Below are 19,022 nucleotides of genomic sequence, written 5' to 3'. Positions count from 1 at the left end.
CGCGGCCCTCCCGCCGGCCCGGGCGTCGCCGGCGAGCCTGGCCTCCTGGCCGCCGGACCGTCCCTCCGCGTGCACGACGTACAGCGAGCCCGCCAGGAGCCCGGCGGATCCGGCCGCCACCGCGGCCGTCGCGACCGCGGTGCGCAGCCGGCTGTTCCTCACGCTCTTCCGGCGCCTCATGAACCCTCCCGGTTCCGGGGTGTCGATCTACGCGTGGGGATACGCGCCCCGGCGGGACGGAGTTCAACGCGCCGCGGATTCCGTCCGGCATGCCGCCGGGCCGGGGGGCGTGTGCGCTCCCCCGGCCCGGCGGGGCCTGATCAGCCGCCCAGGCGGACGGCGCTGCTCGCCGTTCCTCCCTTCGCCGCCTCGAAGGCCACGGTGAGGGTGCCGGTCGCGCCCGGCACGGTCACGGTGGTGGTGCCGGCCTTGCGGATCCGGACCTCCTTGGTGCCGAGCAGCTTGCCGTCCCACACGTGGACGTGCGCGGTGCCCGGCCCGGTCGCCAGGAGGCTGACGGTGGCCGAGCCGCCGGAGACCGCCGGCCGGCCGACGATCTTCGCCGTGTCCGAGCGCGGGGCCGCGGGACCGGCGGCGAGCGGGACGCCCGTGCGCACGGCCTGGATGATCGACTCAGGCGCGTTCACCGACCGCGTCGCGTCGGTCGGCATGACCGGCGGCGGGGGCGTGGTCGGCATGCCCGAGGGCGGGGTGTGGCCGGGCAGGGACACCAGGCCCCACCGGTACGGGTCGCCCTGGACGCCGTTCCAGGTCGACCAGCCGATCCGGGTCTGACCGGTCTTGTCCTGGGTGTCGGAGTCGTAGACGAAGACGTTCAGGCCCATGCGCCGCGGGTCCACCGCGGTCGGCAGCGCGGTGAACGGGATCTCCGCCTCGATGACGTACCCGTCGTAGGGGGCGGCGACCGTCGAGGCGACCCGCATGCCGGGCGCGGTCTCCTCGCCGGGGCCCTGGCGCGCGTCCGCGTCGCGTTCGAAGCACGGCTTCCCGTCCGACATCTTCGGGAAGATTCCGGTCTTGAACGTGGTGGAGGTGTTCTCGGAGTCGCCGCGCGGGTCGATCCCGATCTCGACCGAGTCGGTGCGCCAGTGCCGCTTGCAGTCGTCGGCGCCGAGCACCGTGCCCTGCTTGTCGTCGCGGACCTTGACCAGCACGTGCAGCGCCTTGTCGGTCCAGGTGACCTTGCCTGTGGCCGAGCAGTCGTCGGCGGACTCGCACGCCGACCCCTCCCAGCGCCGGGACAGGTTCAGCTCGGGCCCCGGGTACTCGCCGGGCGACTCCTTGCCGTCGACCGCCGGAGCGGTGGACGCCTTCGGCAGTTCGGCCGTCGGGACCAGTTCCAGGGCGCCGTTCTGCACGTCGGCGTCGCCCGAGGAGGAGGTCGTGGTGATGGTCAGGTCGTAGTCGCCGTCGGTCCCGCCCTGGTTGGAGGTGGGCAGCGACTTGTCGGTGTTGGTGACGGTGAAGGTGGCCGAGCCCGTCTTGCCCGCGTCGAGGGAGTAGGGCTTGGACGCGGCGTCGGCGGTGAAGCCCGCGGGCAGGGCCAGCTTGACCGTGCCGGACTGCGCCGAGGCGGTCGTGTTGGACAGGTCCACGCGCACCTGCCGGGACGCGCCGGACGCCAGCGTGAGCACCCGCTTCACCTGCCCCGTCAGTGCGGGGACGCCCGTCTTGCCCGCCCAGGTGTCGAAGTCCGAGACACGGGGCAGCGGTTCCAGGACGCCGGTGACGGCGGGCTGGACCTCCACGGACGTGGCCGTCTGGCCGGTGACCGAGCCGCCGGAGAGCGTCGCCGAGAGCTGCGCGCGCCCCGCCTTGACGCCGGCCGGGGGCGTGACGGTGAAGGCCGCGGTGCGCTCGGCTCCGCCGACCGTCCCCAGGTCACCGGAACCTGTCACGTTCCAACCCGTGGGGACCGCGAGCGTCGCCTTCGCCGCCCGGAGCCGCCCGGGTGAGCTCGCGTGCGCGGTCACCTTGAAGGGGCGTCCCGCGGTCACGCCGAACGCGTCCGTCGTCAGCCAGAACCGGCTGCCGAGCGGGAGGCCGCCCTTCGCGGGCACCACCGCGCCTTCGAGCATCGCGGACGGGTCGGTGTTCCCGAGCGTGAACGGGACCCGGCTGTGGATCTGCCGGAAGTAGTCGCAGCCGATCTGGGCCGGATCAGACGGGACGTCCGGGAATCCGCCCCAGCCCTGGCTGACGTACGTCCGCTGGGCCTCGCGCTCGACCTGCGCCCACGTCCTGCCGCCGTTGCGGGCGGACGCGCGTCCTCCCCACACCCCGTAGGCGATCGACGCCGCGGCGGACGGCGTCCCCTTGGCGGCGCAGCCGGAGCCGACGGGCCCCGACGCCCCGCCGGTCTGGAACAGGCGTCCCGGCGCCCAGGTGCTCAGCCCCTCGCCTCCGAGCTGCGCGGGGTAGGCCTTCGGGTCGGCTGCGGCGAAGTAGGCCTCGGTCGCGAGCCGCGCGGCCTGCTGGTGGTTGCCGTGCTGGCCCGGAAGCGGGGCGGGGACCATGGTGACGATCACCTTCGGCCGCGTCTCGCGGACGAGCCGGACGACCTTCTCCAGGGTCTTGTCGTGGTCCCAGGTCTCGGCGGTGAGCGGCGTGCTCACCGTGTAGTAGAAGTCGACCTTGTCCAGGTAGTGGATGTCGTTGACGCCGGCCTTGCCGACGGCGCGCCGCTCCTCGTTCTCGCGGAGCAGCCCGAGTGCCGGGCCCTCCTCGGTGCCGGAGGCGTTGCCGCCGCCCTCGCCGCGGGTGACGGTGAGGACGCCGATCTTCGCCTTGTCGTACTCGTTCCACTGTCCGAGCGTCGACAGGGCGCCGGCCTCGTCGTCGGGGTGCGCCCCGACGAACAGGACGTCGAGCCGGCCGTCGGCGGAACCGGCGCCGCCGGGGCCGGCCGCCTGCGCGGGCGGGCCCGCGAAGGCGACGGACATGGCCGCGAGCGCGGCGGACAGGACTGCGGGTAGGGCGAGTCTTCGCATGAACTCTCCTGTTCTTTCCCTACTCCTTGACGGCCCCCGAGAGCATTCCTGCGATGAACTGGCGCTGCAGGAAGACATAGACGATCACGATGGGCGCGGCGATGATCAGCGCGCCCGCCATGAGCAGTGAGTAGTCGGTCTTGTGGGTGCCCTGGAAGAAGGACAGCCCGAGCGGCGCGGTGCGCAGCCCCTCGTCCGAGTTGACGATCACCAGCGGGAGCAGGAACTCGTTCCAGGTCCACATGGTGGTCAGCAGCACCATGGTGAGGATGGCCGGGCGACCGACCGGCACGAGCACGCGCCACAGCGTCGTCCAGCCGGACGCTCCGTCGAGGCGCGCCGCCTCCAGCAGCGACCGGGGGACGCTGCGGAAGTAGGCGCGCATCCAGAACGTGCCGAACGCCACCGACATCGCCACCTGCGGGAGGATCAGCCCGGCGTAGGTGTTGTCGAGCCCGGCCGACCTCAGGTCGAAGTACAGCGGGACGACGATGGCCTCGGTCGGGATCGTCAGCCCGGCCACGAACACCAGGAACAGCACGCCGGAGCCGCGGAAGCGCATGGTGCCGAGCGCGTAGCCCGCCATGATCGACAGCACCGCGGCCACGATGACGGTGACGGTGGTGACGATGACGCTGTTGCGCAGGTAGGTAGCGAAATGACCCTCGCGCCAGGCCGTGCCGAACGTGGACAGGTCCGCGTGCGGCAGCTGGAGGGCCTGCGCGACGACCCCGACCATCGGGAACACCGCGATGACCGAGAAGACGACGAGGATCGCGTGGTTGACGAACCGTTCCGCCCGGGCGTTCATGCGTCCTTCCCTTCCACGAGCCGCCGGACGCCGGCCGTGACGGCGAACGCCAGCACCGCCAGCGTGACGCCGATCGCGCAGCCGAGGCCGACCTCACCTGTGTTGAACGTGCGGTTGTAGACCTCGTAGGCGGGGACCTTAGTCGCGTTGCCCGGCCCGCCCGCGGTGGCCATGTAGATGAGGTCGAAGTTGCGGATCGCCATGATGGTCGTCAGCGTGAGCGCCACCGCCAGCTCGCGCCGCAGCCCGGGCAGGGTGACGGCGAAGAACTCGCGGACGGCCCCGGCGCCGTCGATCCGCGCGGCCTCGTACAGCTCCCGCGGGATCTTCTGCACCCCGGCGAGGAACAGCACCATCGCCAGGCCGATCCCCACCCACGTCCCGACGGCCCCGACCGCGGGCAGCGCGAAGGTGAAGTCGCCGAACCAGCCGCGCCGCCAGTCCGGCAGCCCGATGGCGTGCAGCCAGCCGAGGACGGTGTTGACCGGCCCGTCCGCGGAGTACACCCACTGCCACGCCACGGCCACCGCGACCATCGCGACGACCTGCGGCAGGAACAGCACGGTCCGGAAGAACGTCAGGCCGCGGATCTTCGTCCGCGACATGGCGGCGACCAGCACGAACGCGATGCAGCACGGCAGCACGGAGTAGAACAGGACGAGGACGAGCAGGTGCCCGAACGCGCCGCGCAGCGACGGGTCCGTCCATGTGGCGGTGTAGTTGGAGAACCCCGCCCACGTCGCCTCGCCCAGGCCGTCCCAGTGGTAGAGGGAGAACTGCGCCCCCCGCGCCAGCGGCCACAGCAGGAACGCGCCGTAGACCAGCAGGGCGGGCAGGGCGTAGAGCCAGCCGATCCGGCCGGGCTCCCCGGGGGACCCGGAGAAGGCGCGGCCCTGCCGCCGTGCCGCGCGCGGGGCCGATGCCTCGCGCCTGGACTTGGGGGTCTTTCGCCGCGCGACGGTCGTCATGTGCGGGCTCCTTGGTCGTGCGTCCAGCGCCGTCCCGCTCCCGGCCGCGCCGCAGGCGAGGCGCGGCCGGGAGCGGGCATGGCCGATCCCTACTTCTTCTTCTGGAAGGCGGAGTAGTCGTCCTGGGCCGCCTTCATGACCTCATCGGCCGGCTTGCGCCCGGCGACGAGCTCCTGCAGCGGACCGCCGAACGCGTCGGCGAAGGTCGGCGTCGCGTAGTCGAGGTACGGGGTGATGCCGTCGTTCTTGCTCAGCTCGCCCCACGCCGTCGACACCTCCTTCAGCAGCGGCCCGGCCGGCTGCTTGGAGGGCGCGGCGAGCGCCGGCAGGTTGCCGGTCTCGACCGAGACGTCCATCGCCTCCGGGGACGTGATGAAGTTGATGTAGGCGGCGGCGACGTCCGGGTTCTTGCTCTTGGACGTGATCGACCAGGGCAGGCTCTCGCCGCCCATCGTCGCCGACGGCGACCCGGCCTGCGCCGGGGGCGGCAGCATGAAGCCGACCTTGTCCTTCATCTTGTCGTTGAGCTCGGAGGCCCACCAGGTCCCGCCGAACATGAACACGCCGTCGCCCTTGGCGAAGTTGACCGGGGTGTCGTCCCACTTGACGGCGTTGGCGTCCTTGGTGAAGTAGCCCTTCTTCGACCAGTCGGCGAGCTTCTGCGCCGCCTGGACGTTCGGGGCGTCGGTCCAGGAGCCGCCGCTGCCGAACACGAGCTTGCGGACGGCCTCCTTGTCGGCGACGCCGTCCTGGAGGACGCCGTACAGCTGCATCGCGGGCAGCTTCTCCAGGTTGCCGAACGCGATCGGGACCTCGCCCTTGCCCTTGGCCGTGGCGAGCGCCTGGTCGAACTCCGCCCAGCTCTTCGGCGGCTGCACGCCGAGCTTGGCGAGCTTCTCCTTGTTGTAGTAGAGCCCGACGATCTCGCCGTTCAGCGAGACGCCGTACAGGTTGCCGGACCCGATGAGCTTTCCGTCCTGGGTGACGCTGTTCAGGTCGGTCAGGCCCTTGGGGTAGCGCTTGCGCCACCCGTAGACCTGGTCGTAGGAGTCGAGCGGGAGGAGCATCCCGGCCTTGACGTACTGCGCCATGGACGCGTAGCCCTGGTTGGCCTCGACGACGTCGGGCGGGCTGCCGCCCGACAGCGCGAGCCGGAGCGTCTTCTGCAGGTCGCTGAACGACCGCGACACCCGCTTGATCTTCACGTTGGGGTACTTGGCCTCGAAGCGCTTGTTCAGCTCCTCGATCTGCTTCTTCTGCCCGCCCTGGACCTCCTGGTCCCAGACGGTGAGGGTCACGTTCCCGGCCTTGGCCACGTCGGTGCTCACCGCGGCGGGCGCCTTGCTCTCCGGCTTGTCGCCGGACGAGCCCGGGGCGCACGCCGCCGCGAGCAGGGTCGCGAGGGCCGCGGCCGCCGCGGCCGCTCCTCGCCTCGTCAGTGTCGGCATTGCTACGGCTCCCTATTGCTTTCTGTCCTGCTGCGTCCGCGTCGGTCGGGGACGGCGCGCTAGTGGTCGGCCCGGAGGGTGGGTTCGGCCCGGACGACCGTGTCGGTCGCCGAGTCGGGGATGAAGTCGACGACGAAGGCGTACGGTTCGAGGGCGGACTCGGGCACCTCGCCGGACTCGCCGAACGCGGCGATCTCTCCCCAGCACGGTGCGCCGAGCGAGCCGCTGCGGTGCCGGACCGACAGGCCCGCGCACAGGTTGGCGAACCGCAGCCGCTCCGCGAGCGGGAGGCCGGCGAGCGTCCCGAACAGGAACCCGGCGCCGAACACGTCGCCGGCGCCGGTCGCGTCGAGCGGCCGCACCGGCAGGGCGTCGGTCTCGGCGACCTCGCCGGTCGCCGAGTCGATCGCGATGGCGCCCGCGCCGCCGCGCTTGACGACGACGACCGGGACCCGCCCGGACAGGGCGCGGGCGGCGTCCTCCGGAGTGGTCGTTCGGGTGTAGGCCATGGCCTCGACGGCGTTGGGCAGGAACACGTCCACGTGCTCCAGCCGGTCGAGGACCTCGCTCGACCACGTCTCGGTCGCGTCCCAGCCGATGTCGGCGAACACCGCGGCGCCCGCCCGGCGCATCTCCTTCGCCCAGCCCGGCACCGGGTGCTCGATGTCGACGAAGCAGGCGCGCGCGGCCGGCGGCGGGGAGCCGAGCACCGCCTCCGCGTCGCCCGTCTCGCCGGGGTCGAGGTCCGGCAGGGGCCTGGCGTAGGTGACCATGCTGCGGTCGGAGTCGTAGGCGAGCGACACCGTGACCGGGGTGGGCCAGCCCTTGATGCGGCGGGAGTGCCCGAGGTCGATGCCCTCCTGCTCGGCGAGCGTCCGCCACAGGTAGGAGCCGAACATGTCGTCGCCGAACGGGGCCGCGAGCCCGACCCGCAGGCCGAGCCGGCTCATCGCCACCGCGATGTTGGCGGCGCCGCCGGGCGCCGAGCCGAGCCCTTCGGTGAACATCTCGGTCCCGGGCGGCGGCAGCCCCGGCAGCCCGGTGAAGATCATGTCCATGAAGACCTGGCCGCTGAGGAAGACGTCCAGCTCGGGCGCCGGGCCGGGGTCGTCCCCGCCGCGCAGCAGGTCGCCCGCCGGGACGCGCTCGGTGCACGGGTCGGCCAGGGAGGGCTCGGGCGGCTGCCCGGGGGCCGCGGCCCCGCCCGTCGCGGGACCGTCCACGGGCAGGCTCCCGTCCAGGATTTCCACTGTCATGACGACTCCTCACGGGAGAAGACGGCGGCGACCTCGGGGATCCGGTCGATGTAGCCGTCGAGCAGCTGCCGGCCGATCCGCGCCGAGTCGACCAGGGGGTGCAGGGCGAAGGCCTTGGCGGCCTCGGTCCGCGAACCGGTCACGGCCGCGCCGACGGTCAGCCGCTCGACGGCCTTGACCTGCTGCATCAGCCCGGCCTGGTGCAGGTCGGGCTGGTCGAGCGGAAGCGGGTGCACGCCGCGGGCGTCGACGGTGACGGGCACCTCGACGACCGCGTCCGGCGGCAGCGCCGTGACGGTCGCGCCGTTCCGCACGTTGAGGATCATGCTGGCGGGCTCGTCGCGGCTGATCGCGGCCATCACGTTCAGCGCGACCCTGGCGTAGCCCTCCTCGGCGGGGTCGACGCCGGAGTGGTCGTCGAGCGCCTCGCCGGTCCGGGCGCCCTTCATCTCGGCCATGTAGCTCGCACTGCGGGAGGCGACCGTCTCGCGCCACAGCTCCATGGCCGCGCCGCGGGACGCCGCCGCGATCCGCTCGTAGAACGCCTCCTGCTGCTTGAGCAGGAACTCGCCGCGCGTCTGCGGCGCGTCCAGGGTGGCGCGGACCGCCTCCCGGTTGAAGTAGTAGTAGTACAGGTACTCGTTGGGGATGAGGCCGAGGTCGCGCAGCCACTCGCGGCCGAAGACGACGCCCTCCTCCAGGTTCCCGAGCAGGTCGTCGTCGGCCAGGAGGCGGGGCAGGACGTCCACGCCGTCGTGCAGGATCCGGCGCATCCAGCCGAGGTGGTTCAGGCCGACGTAGTCGAGCCGGATCCGGTCCGGGTCGAGGCCGAGCGCGGCCGCCACCCGCATGCCGAGGCCGGACGGGGTGTCGCAGATCCCGAGCACCCGGTCGCCGAGGACGCCCTGCATCGCCTCGGTGATCATCCCGGCGGGGTTGGTGAAGTTGATGACGTAGGCGTCCGGCGCGAGCGCCTTCACGCGATGCGCGATGTCGAGCATCACGGGGATGGTGCGCAGCCCGTAGGCGATCCCGCCGGGGCCGGTGGTCTCCTGGCCGAGCACGTTCAGGTCCAGCGCCACGCGCTCGTCGCACACCCGTCCCCGCAGGCCGCCCACCCGGACGGCGGCGAAGACGAAGTCGGCGCCCTCCAGCGCCTCGTCGAGCCCGGTGCTGGTGAACACGCGCGGCGCGTCCTCGGCTCCGCCGGCGAGGGCGGCGAGGACCTCCGCCATCCCCGCCAGACGGCCGGCGTCGGAGTCCTGCAGCCAGACCTCCTCGATGCGCGGGGAGCCTGGATCGCGCAGCAGGGCCTGGTACACGTAGGGCACCCGGAACCCGCCACCGCCGAGAATGGCCAGCTTCATGCGATGTACACCTTTCCGCCCGCCTCCCGGCAGACCTCCAGAGTCCGGGGGTCGGCCCCGGCCGTAGTGACCAGCGCGTCGACGCGGTCGAGCGAGCACACCCGCAGCGAGCCGGTGCCGGGGAACTTGGCCTCGGAGGCGACCAGCACCACCCGGTCCGCCGACTCCAGCATCGCCTGCTTGATCGGCGTCTCGACCTCCATGTCGTCCATGACGTGGCCGTCGGGCCGCACCCCGGTGCAGCTCAGGAACACCAGGTCGGCACGGACCTGGCGGAGCGCGGTCTCGGTGAGCGAGCCGACGAGCGAGAGGTAGTTGCGCCGCACGACGCCTCCGAGCAGGCACAGCCGGACGGCGTCGTCGTCGCGCAGTTCGTCCAGCACGGCCAGGTTGGCGGTGATGACGGTGACGGGGCGCCCGCGCAGGTGCCGGGCGAGGAGCCGGGTGCTGGTGCCGATGTCGAGGACCACGACCATGTCGTCCTCCACCAGCTTCGCCGCCCGTTCCGCGACCGCCGCCTTCTCGTCGCTGTCGTGCTCGGCCGACGCCGCGAAGGAGATCTCCGGCGCCGCCGGGCGCGGGGACAGCGCCGCTCCCCCGTAGGTGCGCAGCAGCTCGCCGTTGCGGTCGAGCACGTCCAGGTCGCGGCGAATCGTGGACTCGCTGACCTGGAGGGTCTCGGCCAGCTCCCGGACGGAGGCGGCGCCCTTGGCGCGCAGGGACGACACGATCTGCGCGCGTCGCATGCTCGATGTCACGCGGTGGAACGTAACACCGCTGCTCGACATCCGTCATCACCCTGGCGGAAAGCTGCGCGAAGTCCGTCATTCACTTCTCTGACGTGCGCGGATCCGGTCAGGAGGCCAGTTGAGTCAGCGGTCGCTGTCGAGGGCTCGGAACGTTCCACAGGCGCCGGGGCCGGAGCGTCCGGGGCGGCGCGCCGGCTGTCAGGACGGAAGGTCAAACCGAGACAAAAGGAGCTCTTGACCCTCGCATAATTTCGACCTTAAATCATGATGTGAAATAACGCGCGTGCTCTGAGGGCCCCCGCTCACCCACCCACGCGAAGGAGATGCGCATGCATCCCACCCCACCCCGAGGGCCGTCCAGGAGAGCCTGGCCGGCCGCCGTCTCCGCCCTGCTGCTCACCGTCGCGCTCGCCGTTCCCGGACCGGCCGGGCGTGCCGCGGCGGCGGCCTGCGGCTCGTCGGACGCGGCGCTGAACCGGCCCGCGACCGCCTCGTCCACCGAGAACGCGTCCTTCCCCGCCTCCGCCGCCGTCGACGGCGATCCCGCGACCCGCTGGTCCAGCGCCTTCAGCGATCCGCAATGGCTCCAGGTCGACCTCGGCACCGTTCAGGAGGTCTGCCAGATCGTCCTCGCCTGGGAAAGCGCCTACGCCAGGACCTTCCAGATCGAGGTGTCCGACGACGCCGCCGACTGGACCTCGCTCTACTCCACCACGAACGGCACCGGCGGAACCCAGACGGTCAATGTCACCGGCAAGGGCCGCTACGTCCGCGTGTACGGCACGGCCCGCGCCACGCAGTGGGGGTACTCGCTGTTCGGGCTGGCCGTGCACACCGGCTCCGGCGGCACGCTCCCCGGCGGGGGCGACCTCGGGCCCAACGTCCTGGTGTTCGACCCGTCCATGAGCGCGCCCGACATCCAGGGCAGGATCGACGCGGTCTTCCGCGAGCAGGAGAGCAACCAGTTCGGGACGGCCCGGTACGCGCTGCTGTTCAAGCCGGGCAGCTACAACGTCAACGCCCGCATCGGCTTCTACACCTCCATCGCCGGCCTCGGCCGCGATCCCGACGACGTCACCGTCAACGGCGGCGTCACCGTGGACGCGGGCTGGTTCGGCGGCAACGCCACGCAGAACTTCTGGCGGTCCGCCGAGAACCTGTCGATCACGCCGTCCGGCGGGTCGGACCGGTGGGCGGTGGCGCAGGCCGCGCCGTTCCGCCGCATCCACGTGCGCGGCGACCTGAACCTCTCCCCCACCGGCTACGGCTGGGCCAGCGGCGGCTACATCGCCGACTCCAAGGTGGACGGCCAGGTGCAGCCGTACTCGCAGCAGCAGTGGCTGACGCGCGACAGCCGGATCGGCGGCAACCTCAACGGCGTGTGGAACATGGTGTTCTCCGGCGTCGAGGGGGCGCCCGCCCAGAGCTTCCCGAACCCGCCCTACACCACGCTGAACACCAGCCCCGTGACCAGGGAGAAGCCGTACCTGTACGTCGACGCGTCCGGGGCGTACAGCGTCTTCGTCCCGGCGCTGCGGCGCGACTCGCGCGGGACGACCTGGGCGGGCGGCTCCACGCCCGGCTCGTCCATCCCGCTGTCGCGGTTCTACGTGGCCAGGCCCGGCGACTCGGCCGCCACCATCAACGCCGCGCTGGGGCAGGGCCTGAACCTGCTGCTCACCCCCGGCGTCTACCACCTGGCGCAGACGATCAACGTCACGCGTCCGGACACGGTGGTGCTCGGCATCGGGTACCCGACCCTCGTCCCCGACAACGGCGCGACGGCGATGAGCGTGGCCGACGTCGACGGCGTCAAGCTGGCCGGGATGCTGTTCGACGCCGGGACGGCCGAATCGCCGGTGCTGCTCCGGCTCGGCCCCGACGGCGCGGGCGCCGACCACTCCGGCGACCCCGCGTCGGTGCAGGACGTCTTCTTCCGGATCGGCGGCGCCGGGCCGGGGAAGGCGTCCACGAGCCTGGTGGTGAACAGCGACGACGCCCTGCTCGACCACATCTGGGCGTGGCGCGCCGACCACGGGAGCGGCGTCGGCTGGACGGTCAACACCGCCGCCAACGGCGTGGTCGTCAACGGCGACGACGTCACCGCCTACGGGCTGTTCGTGGAGCACTACCAGAAGTACCAGCTCGTCTGGAACGGCGAGCGCGGCAGGACGGTCTTCTTCCAGAACGAGATGCCGTACGACCCGCCGAGCCAGTCCGCCTGGCGGAGCGACTCCCCCGACGGCTACGCCGCCTACAAGGTCGCCGGCTCCGTCACCGCGCACGAGGGCTGGGGACTCGGCAGCTACTGCTACTTCAACGTCGACCCGTCGATCGTGGCGGCGCGCGGCTTCGAGGTCCCGGACCGGCCGGGCGTGCGGTTCCACGACCTGCTCACGGTCTCGCTGGGCGGCAACGGGGTCATCCGGCACGTCGTCAACGACACGGGCCCGGAGGCGTCCGGCACCGCCACGGTCCCGGCCAACGTGGTCGGCTACCCCTGATCCGCGCTGACCCCGCGGGCCCGTCTCCGAGCGGGCCCGCGGGGTCAGAGGTGGTGGACGAGGTCGGGCAGCATCTCCGGTCCCGCCGGGCCCCGCAGCGCGAAGACGAACAGGGTGACCGGCGAACCGGCGCCGTAGGCGGCGACCGCGCGGTGCGTTCCGTCCAGGAGCAGCCTCCGGCCGGACTCCGCGCGCAGCACTGGAAGGATGAGCTGGACGGGCTCGGTCTGGGCGCGGAACAGCGCCCCGAAGTCGTCGAGCTTCCGCCGCCGGTCGCGCTCCCACAGGACCGTGCCGCGCGCGGCGTCGCGAACGCGCAGCGGCTCGGCCCCGGGGTCGCGCCACTCCGCCTGGCGGCCGCCGGGGCCGGCGTACCAGACGGTGAACAGGTCGCCGAGCACGTCGCGCGAGGAGCCGAAGTACTCCTCGACGGCGAACCCGGACTCGCCGTCCAGCGTGAGCCGGGCCCTGATATGGGTGGTCAGGAAGGTGTCCGCGAACTCGGTGACGTTGATGGTTCCTCCCACGCGTTGTCACAGGCGCCGCCGGATGCGGTCGGCGCGTTCTCTGAGCTCGGTGGCCTCGTCCGGGCGGCCGGAGAGTCCGGCCAGGCCGGTGAGGAGCGGGATCAGCCTGGGGTGCTCCGGCCCGTACCGTTCCTCGTAGATGCGGCGCGCTCTGAGCAGGGCGTCCGCTGCGGCGTCCGCGTCGCCCATCGCGGCGAGGACGGGCCCGTGCCTGGCGAGCACCTCGGCGACGTAGGGGTGGCCGGGGCCGTAGAGGCGCTCGTACACCTCGCGGCCCCTCCGCAGGATCCCGTCCGCGGTGCCGGCCTCGCCCAGGCGGGCGAGCGCCGTCGCGTGCAGGGTCTCGGCGGCGACGGTCGTGGGATGCTCGCCCAGGCTCTCCCGGAACGCCCGGGCGACGCGCCGCAGCAGCCGCTCGGCGGCGGCGTGGTCGCCCAGCGCGCACAGCGCGGTGGCCTCGGCCCTGTGCTGCTCCATGACCTCGAAGTGCTCGTCGCCGTACCCGCGCGCCAGGTCCGCGGCGGCCCCGGCGGCGCGGTCCCGTGCGCGGCGCAGCATCGCGGGATCGTCGAGGAGGCTTCCCATCTCGGCTTCGACGAAGGCGAGCCTTCCGAGGCCCAGGAGAGTGCGGTCGTCACCGTCCCCGTGGGCCTCGCGCAGAACGGCCACGCTGCGCTTCATCAGCTCCAGCGCGCTGCGGACCCGGCCTCCCCGCCACAGCACGGTGCAGCGCAGGTCGTCGACCTCGACGCGGCGCAGGTCCGCGCGCGGCACACCGGCGGACTCCAGGATCCGGCGTGCCCGCTCCACCGCGCGGCGGGCCTCCCCCAGCTCGGAGAACTCGATCAGCAGGCGGCACCGCCACACCAGGAACGGGAAGAGCGCCGGATCGCCGGGGCCCGCCGCCTCCTCCCGGACGCGCAGGGCGGTGTCCATGGCCGTCCGGGCGGCGGCGAGGTCGGCGAGCCTGTACAGCAGGACGCCCTGCCGGAGCTTCGTCTCCGCCCACTGCGGGCTGGCGCGTCCGTACGCGCGTTCACGCAGCGCCAGGGCCGTCTCCAGCGGCTCGCGCGCCTCGGCGTAGCCGGCTCGTTCGATCAGGTAGGACCCGGCGCGGTGGAGCAGGTCGCCGAGTGCTCTCTCCGTCCTGGACGGCGGGAGGCCTTCCCCGTCGCCCTGCTCCCGGTGGCGGGCCCGGACGGCCAGGACGTGGGGCAGGAGCTCCGCGCACGTCCCCCACCGGCCGCTGTCCGCGACATCGCGGGGGAACCGCCGGTCGAGCAGCGCCACGGCGGCCTCCAGCCACTCTTCGGCGGCCTCGGTGTCCAGCCGGACGGCGGCCTGCACGAGGCGGTGGACGTGCAGCCGCTCCGCCTCCACGGTGACCAGGGAGTACCGCGCCAGGCGCTGGACGGCCAGGTCGTGCTCGACGAGGTCGTCCGCCAGGTGCACCAGGCCGCCGGGCAGCCGCACCTCCGGGTCGAGCAGGTCGCGCGGAATCCCGACGGGGGCGAGCATCGCCCACAGGCGCATCAGATCGAGGGCCGCCGGCAGGTGCTCCCCCGCCCGGGCGAGGAGGAGGTTCCAGGTCATGGACACCGGCTGGACCCGGTCGTCGGGCCGGAAGCGCGACAGCACCCGGCCGAGCGAGTCGTCCAGCAGCCGCCGGTAGGTCCGCAGCGGCACGGCGGCCTGCCGGCAGTAGGCCGCGGCGTGCGCGAGGGCGAGCGGCAGCCCGCCGAGCACCCGGGCGATCTCGCGGGCCGCCTCGGGGTCGTCGTCGCCGGCCCCGTCGCGCAGGAACCGCTCCGCCGTCGCGGGCGCCATGGGACGCACCTCGACGCGGCCGCCGGGAGCGATCAGCCCGCCCCAGTCCGAGCGCGCGGAGGTGAACAGGACATGCCCGGCGCGCCCGGCGGGCCAGTGCTGGACCGGGCTCCCTCCGGCGCCGGGCGCGGCGTCGGCGTCGGCGTTGTCGTAGACCAGCAGCCAGCGGTCGCCGCCGCGCAGGGTCCGCCACAGTTCGGCGACGACCCGGTCCGCGTCGGGCTGCTCGCGGACGCCGAGCGCCGCCGCCAGCCCGAGCAGCCCGTGCCGCAGCTCGACCGCGCTTTCGGCGTTCAGCCACCACACGATGTCGTAGCACCCGCCGTAGCGGTGGGCGTACTCCACCGCCAGGGCCGTCTTCCCCGCACCGCCGAGGCCCCACAGGGCGACGGCGGTCGCGCTGTCTGGGGTGTGCCCGCGGGTCAGCGCGGCCCGCACGCGGCGCGTCAGGTCGTCGCGGTCGACGAAGCCCGGGTCGCGCGGAGGGAGGTTGCTGACGCGGGGGCCGTCGCCGGGGAAGCGCACCCCGTGCCGGGAGGGGCGCCGGTCCGGTCCGTGAGCAGGGTCGGAGGCGTCGAGGGCGCCGCGGGCGACGAGCCCGCGGACGATGACCGCGCACGCGGCGCTCTCCGCCATGCCTTCGATGTCGATGGCGTCCGCCTCCGCGTCGCGCGCGCAGGAGTCGACCCGGACCGCGATCCTTCGCGCGCCGTCCCGGCCGTCACCCTGGGACTCGTCCCGGCGCGGAGCGATCTCGCTCGTGGAAGAACACACGACCAGTTCCCAGGTCTCCTCATCCGGAGCAAGGGGCGCCCCACCCCACGGGCGCATCTCGACATGGGCGGGAGCGGCGAGGGAGACGGCGGCCGCCACCCACTCCGCGTACGCCGAGTCGGCCGGATGGTAGGACACCGCCACCGTGCGCCGGGGCGGGGCGGGTTCCCTGGCCGGAGGGAGCCGCCGCGTCCGTTCGTGCAGGAGCCCCAGATACGTGCCGCCGCCCGTGACGAGGGAGCTGAACAAGCCGAGCGCGAGGGGACCCGCGCCTGCGGACGGCGGGACCTGGGCGGCGAATCCGGCATAGGTGCCGAGGCCGACGGTCAGCCCCGCCGCGGCCGGTATCCGGTGCACGGCCAGGGAACGGGGCCGCCCCCACAGGCGCCGCCGTCTCGCCGGTCGGTCTCGCAAGCTCGCTCCCGTCCGCCAGGCCGGCCGTGGCACCGTCTCCCGAAGCGCCCGGCAGGGCACGTCCATGAGACGCGGCAGGACGGGGGCCGGTTTTTCGGTCCCCCCGATATTCGGGGCCGCGAAGTGATCGGCCAGGTCGACCGCCGGGCGTTGCTCGCGGCGGGACCGCCAGGGCCAATCCGAAACGACGCGGTGGCGCGATCGGTGTTCCGGTCACGAATTGCCCTTCCATGCTCATACCCGAAGGATGAGCATGGTTTCCGAACGGAAACGCGCACGCGGAGACGGAGAAGGACGAGGGGCGGGTAGGCGGGTCGTGAAACGGATCGTGGCGGTTCTCGCCGGGCTGGTGGTCCTGTCGTCGGTGGCGGGCGCCGGGCCCACGAACGCCGTGGCCGGCAGCGTGCGGGTGCGGCCGGGCGATGACTGGACGCTGCCGGCCTGGGTCCGTCCGTCGGCGAACTCGGGGCTGTTCTCCGAGACGGCCGCCCCGCGGTTCGGCGTCGACACGCGCAGCCTGGACCTGAGCTGGCGCCAGCTCCAACCGGACGGCCCGGGAACGTTGGACACCCACACCGCGGGCTCGGCCCAGGACATGAGCTTCCCGCCGCTGAGCCGGCAACTGGCGGACCGGCGGCCCTTCTGGGTCCGCATCTTCGCCAGCGGGTCGCGGTGGGCGCCCGAATGGGTGGCGGACCAGTGCGGCGTGGAACCGCTCGGCCCCGACTACGACGGGCAGTACCACCTGCCCCTCTGGGACGAGTGCGTGTGGGGGCGGCTGCTAGCGCTCTACCGGCGGGTCTTCGTGGACGAGGGCCTGCGCGCGGACCCACGGCTGAGGCTGGTCTACGTCCCGGGCGCGTTCACCTGGGCGGAGTACGACTACGACGTGATCAGCAAGGCGGCGGAACAGGGGCTGACGTTCGAGAAGTACCGGTCGTGGTACCGGCACGCATGGCGGGACCTGGCCGCCGTCTTCGGGCCCTACAGCGGCAAGGCAGTATCCGCAGCTTTGGAGATGGGTGCGGTTGAGCATCGGCAAGACCGCGTCCGATTCGCCTGACGCGTGGGCCGCGCTGCGCGATGCCGAGGACACCTACTGGAAGGACACGACGGGGCCTTTCACCGGAGCCCGTCGGTGGCCCGGGCGCCCGTGGGTGCGCAATCTCGAACGCTGGCTCGTGCAGCGGGACGTCGCTCCCGACGGAAGGGCCCGCCGCTCGACCGCCGACGTCCACAGCGGCGTCCTCGGGCCGGAGAACGGCACCACATACGAGGGACTGCGCACCGACCGGGCGCAGGGGCAGACGTCCCTGTACTTCGACCTCGACGACCGGTTCCTGCGCGGGCGGCGCCGGCCGGTGCAGATCAAGGTGACGTACCGGGACGCGGGCAGGGGCGAGTGGTGGGTCGAGCACCGGGGCGGACGCTCGCCGGCGGTGCGCCGCACGGGCGACCGCGCGTGGAAGACCGCGACGTTCCGGATCCCCCGGCCCGCGTTCGCGAACCGCCTCCCCGGCGGCACCGACTTCCGGATCGCGACGGGCGCGGGCGACGACCTGGACGTGCGCTTCGTCCGCGTGGTGCGGCTGTAATCCCCCGCCCGTTCATGATGTTTTCTGCTCTCTAGTCTTCATTTTCGAGCACAAGTGAGCATAAAGTCTCGGAAGGATCGGACTTCGGGAGGGCTCATGGCCGGGAACCGCATCATGACCGAGATCTCCGCGCAGCCGGAGTGCTGGCGGCGGGCCGCCGGGCTGGCCGACGGGCTGCGCGACGCGCTGCCGGCCCGCGGGGAGCGGGTGGCGGTCGTCGGATGCGGCACCTCCCTGTACATGGCGCAGGCGTACGCCGCGCTGCGGGAGGGAGCCGGGCACGGGGAGACCGACGCGTTCGCCGCCTCGGAGATGCCGTCCGGCCGCCGCTACGACCGGGTGCTGGCGCTCACCAGGTCCGGGACGACGACCGAGGTCCTCGCCGTGCTGGACCGGCTCGGCGGCTCGGTCCCGACGACCGCGATCACCGCCGACCCGGACACGCCGGTGGCCGGCAGCGCCGACCGGCTGATCGTGCTCGACTTCGCCGACGAGGAGTCGGTCGTGCAGACCCGGTTCGCCACCACCCAGCTGGCGCTGCTGCGCGCGCACCTCGGCGAGGACCTGGCGGCCGCGATCGCCGCCGCCGAGGCCGCGATCGCCGACCCGCTCCCGCCCGGCCTGCTGGAGGTCGAGCAGATCACCTTCCTCGGCCGCGGCTGGACGGTCGGCCTCGCGCAGGAGGCCGCCCTGAAGATGCGCGAGGCGGCCTGCTTCTGGACCGAGGCCTACCCCGCGATGGAGTACCGGCACGGGCCGATCAGCATCACCGGCCCCGGCAGGGCGGTGTGGATGCTCGGCGGGCTCCCGGACGGCCTCGGCGAGGAGGTGGCCGCGACCGGCGGGCTCCTGCGCGCCGCGGACGCCGACCCCCTCGCCGAACTGGTCCGGGTGCAGCGGCTCGCGGTCGCGCGGGCGGACGCGGCCGGCCTGGACCCCGAGCGCCCCCGGCACCTCACCCGCTCGGTCGTCCTGGACGCCGCGCCCGGCGGTCCGGCGGCATGATCCTCACGGTCACGCTGAACGCCGCGCTCGACGACACCTACGAGGTGCCGGACGCGCGGCTCGGCGCGGTCCACCGGGTCGCCGCGGTGCACTCGCGGCCCGGCGGCAAGGGCGTCAACGTGGCCCGGGTGCTGCACGCCCTCGGGCACGAGGTCGTGGCCTCCGGCCTGGCCGGAGGCGCCGCGGGGCGGCGCATCGAGGAGGGGCTCGGCTCCCTCGGCGTGCCCGCGGCGTTCACCCCGGTCGCCGCGGAGTCGCGCCGGACGGTCACCGTCGTCGGCGCCGAGGCGACGATGTTCTGCGAGCCGGGTCCGCAGGTGACCGGCGCGGAGTGGGCCGCGTTCCTGGACGCCTTCGAGTCCCTCGCCCGGGACGCCGCGGTGGTCGTGCTGTCGGGGAGCCTGCCGCCGGGCGTCCCCCCGGACGCCTACGCGCGGCTCGCCCGCACGGCGCCCGGCCCGGTGATCCTGGACGCCGACGGGGAGGCGCTGCGCCTCGGGCTCGCCGGACGCCCCGGCGTCGTGAAGCCGAACGCCGAGGAGCTGGCCCGCGCGAGCGGCACCGGCGACACGGCCGCGGGGATCCGCGCGCTGCGCGAGGCGGGCGCGGGCGCGGTGGTCGCCTCGCTCGGCGCCGGCGGCGTCCTCGCCGCGACCCCGGACGGCGTCCTGCGCGCCGCGCTCGACCGTCCCGTCCAGGGCAACCCGACGGGCGCGGGGGACGCGCTCGTGGCGGGGCTGAATCAGAGCGGCCGCCCCCGACAGCA

15 protein-coding genes are annotated in these 19,022 nt (G+C 73.4%); 5 read left to right on the top strand and 10 right to left on the bottom strand.

The features are described from left to right. The 8 genes from AB0K37_RS30990 to AB0K37_RS30955 all read right to left on the bottom strand — a co-directional run. On the bottom strand, nucleotides 1-180 hold a 180-nt coding region (locus tag AB0K37_RS30990; RefSeq protein ID WP_363987006.1), incomplete at its 3' end, for a hypothetical protein. A gap of 140 nt (nucleotides 181-320) precedes the next feature. Beyond that, on the bottom strand, nucleotides 321-3,011 hold the full coding sequence (locus AB0K37_RS30985; protein WP_363987005.1) for a sugar-binding protein: 2,691 nt from the start codon (nucleotides 3,009-3,011) through the stop codon (nucleotides 321-323). 19 nt (nucleotides 3,012-3,030) lie between these two features. Next, entirely contained in the window at nucleotides 3,031-3,822 is a 792-nt protein-coding gene (locus AB0K37_RS30980) for a carbohydrate ABC transporter permease (protein ID WP_363987003.1), read from the bottom strand. Next, complete coding sequence (locus tag AB0K37_RS30975; RefSeq protein ID WP_363987001.1) at nucleotides 3,819-4,790, bottom strand: sugar ABC transporter permease; 972 nt, start codon at nucleotides 4,788-4,790, stop codon at nucleotides 3,819-3,821. Before AB0K37_RS30975 ends, AB0K37_RS30980 begins: the two co-directional genes overlap by 4 nt. Nucleotides 4,791-4,879: 89 nt before the next feature. Then, on the bottom strand, nucleotides 4,880-6,238 hold the full coding sequence (locus tag AB0K37_RS30970) for an extracellular solute-binding protein (RefSeq protein WP_363986999.1): 1,359 nt from the start codon (nucleotides 6,236-6,238) through the stop codon (nucleotides 4,880-4,882). A 59-nt stretch (nucleotides 6,239-6,297) separates the two neighbouring features. Further along, complete coding sequence (locus tag AB0K37_RS30965) at nucleotides 6,298-7,494, bottom strand: carbohydrate kinase family protein (RefSeq protein ID WP_363986997.1); 1,197 nt, start codon at nucleotides 7,492-7,494, stop codon at nucleotides 6,298-6,300. After that, nucleotides 7,491-8,861: a 6-phospho-beta-glucosidase gene (locus AB0K37_RS30960; protein ID WP_363986995.1), complete on the bottom strand. Its 1,371-nt coding sequence runs from the start codon at nucleotides 8,859-8,861 to the stop codon at nucleotides 7,491-7,493. Before AB0K37_RS30960 ends, AB0K37_RS30965 begins: the two co-directional genes overlap by 4 nt. Then, on the bottom strand, nucleotides 8,858-9,619 hold the full coding sequence (locus tag AB0K37_RS30955) for a DeoR/GlpR family DNA-binding transcription regulator (RefSeq protein ID WP_363986993.1): 762 nt from the start codon (nucleotides 9,617-9,619) through the stop codon (nucleotides 8,858-8,860). Before AB0K37_RS30955 ends, AB0K37_RS30960 begins: the two co-directional genes overlap by 4 nt. Before the next feature lie 320 nt (nucleotides 9,620-9,939). Between AB0K37_RS30955 and AB0K37_RS30950 the strand changes: the two genes are divergently transcribed. Further along, nucleotides 9,940-12,114 carry a discoidin domain-containing protein gene (locus AB0K37_RS30950; RefSeq protein WP_363986991.1) on the top strand — a complete coding sequence of 725 codons (2,175 nt, stop codon included), beginning with the start codon at nucleotides 9,940-9,942 and terminating at the stop codon, nucleotides 12,112-12,114. A 44-nt stretch (nucleotides 12,115-12,158) separates the two neighbouring features. On the opposite strand, the gene AB0K37_RS30945 is transcribed toward AB0K37_RS30950, so the two are convergent. Both AB0K37_RS30945 and AB0K37_RS30940 read right to left on the bottom strand, forming a co-directional pair. Beyond that, nucleotides 12,159-12,641 carry a hypothetical protein gene (locus AB0K37_RS30945; RefSeq protein ID WP_363986989.1) on the bottom strand — a complete coding sequence of 161 codons (483 nt, stop codon included), beginning with the start codon at nucleotides 12,639-12,641 and terminating at the stop codon, nucleotides 12,159-12,161. Between the two features lie 6 nt (nucleotides 12,642-12,647). Further along, entirely contained in the window at nucleotides 12,648-15,656 is a 3,009-nt protein-coding gene (locus tag AB0K37_RS30940) for a tetratricopeptide repeat protein (protein ID WP_363986987.1), read from the bottom strand. A gap of 316 nt (nucleotides 15,657-15,972) precedes the next feature. On the opposite strand from AB0K37_RS30940, the gene AB0K37_RS30935 reads away from it, so the two are divergent. From AB0K37_RS30935 to AB0K37_RS30920, 4 genes are all read left to right on the top strand, one after another. Beyond that, nucleotides 15,973-16,719 carry a hypothetical protein gene (locus AB0K37_RS30935; RefSeq protein WP_363986985.1) on the top strand — a complete coding sequence of 249 codons (747 nt, stop codon included), beginning with the start codon at nucleotides 15,973-15,975 and terminating at the stop codon, nucleotides 16,717-16,719. Next, complete coding sequence (locus tag AB0K37_RS30930) at nucleotides 16,685-17,251, top strand: hypothetical protein (protein WP_363986983.1); 567 nt, start codon at nucleotides 16,685-16,687, stop codon at nucleotides 17,249-17,251. The genes AB0K37_RS30935 and AB0K37_RS30930 overlap by 35 nt, the downstream gene beginning before the upstream one ends. A gap of 96 nt (nucleotides 17,252-17,347) precedes the next feature. Beyond that, nucleotides 17,348-18,256 carry a sugar isomerase gene (locus AB0K37_RS30925; RefSeq protein ID WP_363986982.1) on the top strand — a complete coding sequence of 303 codons (909 nt, stop codon included), beginning with the start codon at nucleotides 17,348-17,350 and terminating at the stop codon, nucleotides 18,254-18,256. Next, nucleotides 18,253-19,022, top strand: a 770-nt coding sequence (locus AB0K37_RS30920; protein ID WP_363986980.1) for a 1-phosphofructokinase family hexose kinase, incomplete at its 3' end; no start/stop codon positions are given. The genes AB0K37_RS30925 and AB0K37_RS30920, both read left to right, overlap by 4 nt.

This window comes from Actinomadura sp. NPDC049753 (genome assembly GCF_040674655.1).
GTDB classification, from domain to species: Bacteria; Actinomycetota; Actinomycetes; order Streptosporangiales; family Streptosporangiaceae; genus Spirillospora; species Spirillospora verrucosospora.
The sequence above is the reverse complement of the archived record's forward strand: the minus strand, read 5'-3'. Positions and strand labels throughout refer to the sequence as shown.